Annotated in this window: 3 protein-coding genes; all 3 read right to left on the bottom strand. The window is 45.3% G+C overall.

Annotated features, from left to right (window positions below):
* A partial coding sequence (locus QTN94_RS19495) for a lipase family protein (protein WP_331428597.1) occupies window positions 1-1,355 on the bottom strand: 1,355 nt, incomplete at its 3' end.
* Entirely contained in the window at window positions 1,355-2,218 is an 864-nt protein-coding gene (locus QTN94_RS19490) for a DUF4123 domain-containing protein (RefSeq protein WP_331428596.1), read from the bottom strand. The genes QTN94_RS19490 and QTN94_RS19495, both read right to left, overlap by 1 nt.
* Window positions 2,215-2,747: bacteriophage T4 gp5 trimerisation domain-containing protein (locus QTN94_RS19485; protein WP_443088813.1), on the bottom strand; the 533-nt coding region annotated here is incomplete at its 5' end. The genes QTN94_RS19485 and QTN94_RS19490, both read right to left, overlap by 4 nt.

Genomic DNA, 2,747 nt, shown 5'->3' with positions numbered 1-2,747 from the left:
TTTTTGGCTAAATTCACACTGCTATTGAAAATGTCAGACAGTTCGAGACCTTCGGTTGGGTCGGTATTAGCCCATGTCATCGGGATTTGGGGAACGAGATCGTGATTATTAACATGCCGATAATGGACAATATCGCGATAACGCTCGACCAAACTTCGCGTTCCTGTGCGCGGCATTCCGTAAGTGTACAAACGCAATGTTGATGGCGAATAGGTATCTTGTATTAATGCGCTCATGATCAGTGCAGCTGCACCGCCTAAGCTATGTCCACAGACGTAAATAATTTTGTTTTTGTGTTGATCTAATTGATCTCCAATTGATTTTCGAAAAGCCATAGCATATTGATAAAATCCGCGATGCAAATAGGTTCCCCCAAACTCAGGAGGAGCGATTTGTGCCGCATCGAAATTTGTTCTGACAAAATCCTGCACCACAGGGGCGTTAAATACGGCATTTATCCCATTTTTTGCTTTAAAAATGAATAATGAATTTTCTGTCTCGTCCTCTTTGCCTTGTGAGCCCAAAGCTACTTCAGAACCGCGAACACCGATTATGGCAGTATCGTGGTTGTATATAATGTAGCCTTGAGCACCAATGTCATTATCAGCGTAATAATTAAAGTTGAGTGCTTGGCTGTAAGGAATCTCAATCAGTAGCCAATTAACGGCTAAGTCTCCTGACTGCAACGGGCGCTGTTTCAGCTTCAGTGTTTCAATCACAGTAGACAAACTCCCCGTGCTATCAGTGACTGAGTGTTTATCAATACTTTTTTCTTTACTGGCATACGCCAGTTTCGACAACAAAGCAAAAGTGTAACTATTCACCAAGTTGAACCCATCGGTATCAACAATCATTGGCATATAGCTGCGTAGGGCTTTTATCTCGAGCACATGGGTGGTGCTGTGTGAGGCACGAACCCCTTTAATATCTTTACGTGCATTGGCTTTGAGTGCGCTATGGTGCTCGGTCAAGAACGAATCTTGAGGTGGGGTTGACCACAAATCACCCACGCTCACTAAGGCGTATTTTTTACGGTTTTGATGAACCGCACCCAGCTCTGACTCTGCTCTTGATTCAACTGGCGACGGGGTCTGTTCGTTGCGACTCTTATACTGTTCTACCGTGGCTAACAGGTTTTCTGTTTCGACGCTGATCACCCACTCCCCTGCGGCCAGATTGGCAAAATTACAGTTCCCTTGGCGACTGGTCTGTTGATGCGTTTCTAGTGTGCTGGGGTTAGTAATGGTCACCTTTAAGTCATTTATCGGTTCATCGTTTTCGCTACGAAACTCAACCTCTAACCAATTGACTGCGGGGTTACACAATACGCAGTGATTGTACATTTCAATCGCCATTACGCTTCTCCTTGCAATTGGTGATACAGGGTTTTTAATCCAAACAGCAATTCATCATCTCGCAGTCCAACAATGGTTTTCTGAATCGACACCTGATTCAGGAAGGCTTGCTTATGGGTAGTGATAATACTGGCCGTTAGTGCTTTCTCTTGTAGGGTCTGCTTTTGACTATCTGGTGCTAATTCCATTGCCGTAAAATGTGCTTGAAAGGCGCTATCAAAGTGCGGCATGTTGTGGTCAATTCTTGTTTCCATCAGTTGAGACTGATTCTGCCAGAGCCAGCTTTCTACGTTACGACTCAGCAATGGTACATTAGCTGTGTTATCAATGTGGTGCTCTTTAATTATCCACCAAGGCGTATTTTGATCTTGAGCCAAAGTTTGCTGGGTGGGCACGTCTGCTTGCCAGCTTTGCCACTGTTGATTGTAGTGGATTAATACGCTGTGATTCCTGAGTAACTGACTGACTTCTTCAGGGAGTAAACGCGGCAGCATTGCGCCAATATAACTGGGGTTATAGAAAGAAAAAAAGACGCGTTCACCGAGTAAGATTGCTTGAAACAGGCTCGCTAAATGGGCGCGAAGCTCTTTTTGAACAGAGTCGGTACTGACAATAATACCGCTTTGTGCATGGTCATCTTGCTGCCACCATTCTATAAACTGTGCGTTAACAGGCAGTAACCAAGGGCCATCTTCTGGATTGGTCAGAGTATCTAAGCTCATTAGTGGCCCACCATCTTCACCACCGCACTGGTAGAAAGCGACCTGAGGTTGGTGGGGGGAGCGTGGGTCGACAATGGCGTAGAGGCCTTTGTTTAGCTCGCGTTGTTCATATAGCCATTGGGTAATATTCAACTGTTTCATTTTATCTTTCCTTGCTCACAGGGTTTGAGCAATGAGGTATTAGCGTCCACAGTAGCTTGTGCTGGCAGCGTTATCGGTTGTGGGGGCATTTGAGTTTCTAAACCATTTGGCAGCTTGCTTATCTCTCCGCCATAACCACTGCCACTGCTTGGACTTCCACCCGAGTTTATATTGACTTTCGCCCCAACCAAGCTAACACCAGACGCGTCTAGTTTTATAAAGCTGCCACCGGCTTTCAAAGTCATTTCAGAACCCGCTTCGATAACGACCTTCATACCGGCTTTGATGTGGAGTTCATTGCCAATTTCAAATGCATGCAACTGAGCGATTTTTTGATGCAGATTCCCTTCCACAATCGAGGTGGCATCTTGTTTGACCAAAGTGCGGCTTTCGCCCTCCACGGTGAGGTTGTGGTGGTTTTTAATCTGAGTGAAATGGTCGTTATCGATCGTGATATGTTGGTCGTGTTTAACATGAGTGGTCATGTCATTCAGCACTATCGAGTCAAAATCCTTCTGCGCATGAAGAT

The sequence above is a fragment of the Vibrio sp. M250220 genome, from assembly GCF_036533795.1.
Classification (GTDB): Bacteria; Pseudomonadota; Gammaproteobacteria; order Enterobacterales; family Vibrionaceae; genus Vibrio.
This window is presented reverse-complemented; position numbering and strand designations above follow the sequence as displayed.